The organism is Streptobacillus felis (assembly GCF_001559775.1).
GTDB classification, from domain to species: domain Bacteria; phylum Fusobacteriota; class Fusobacteriia; order Fusobacteriales; family Leptotrichiaceae; genus Streptobacillus; species Streptobacillus felis.
In genome coordinates this window covers 1-689 of record NZ_LOHX01000323.1, presented here as the reverse complement: position 1 = coordinate 689, position 689 = coordinate 1, and the positions used below count along the sequence as shown (strand labels likewise).

The 689-nt window shown below is 29.9% G+C and carries 1 protein-coding gene; it reads left to right on the top strand.

From position 1 onward, the window contains the following. Positions 1–689 (top strand): hypothetical protein (locus AYC60_RS09165; protein ID WP_197417007.1); only part of this gene is annotated, 689 nt, incomplete at both ends.

Here is a 689-nt window from a genome sequence, read left to right as displayed (position 1 = left end):
AGATTATGGACTTAAAGTAGGCACGTCAGGAGTAAGTGCAAGGGTAGGAGAATATGGACTAGATTTAAATTTAAATGTATTAGAAGCAATAGTTAAACCTAATGAATTTAAAGATAAACAAGAATTAGCTTTAAAAGATTTAGAGAGTAGCTATAAGGGTATAAGGTCTAGTATAGAGAATATAAGTAAGACTACAAGTGATGAAGAAACAGATATAGCAGATGAAGAAAGAAGGAGTTTAAGAGAGTTATCAAATTATCATTTAAATGGAGAGTATATAGTAAGAAGTTTAAATGAAAAATCAGCGAATACAAAAGAAGATAGACTATCACTTGTAAGAGATGTAGATTTTAAAGATTTAAAGGTATTTGATAAGATAACAGAAGAGAATGTAGAATTATTACCAGAAGATTTAAAGAGAAGATACTATGAGGCAAGAGAAAGAGGAGAAGAATTAAGGGTAATAGTAGACCAAGAAAAAAATGTATATACATTTGGAGATATGAGTGAGTTAGAGTTTAAGAAAGGCTTAGCAAGAGAGTTAGGGATACATACAGAGGGAAGAATAAAAAAAGATGGCAAGTTACTTGGAGCAACAGCTGGTAATATATATTCAGAATATGTATTAAATGGTAGTGAAGAGATAACTAACTTAGAAAAAGATAATCTTTTAGATATTCCTAGAGATG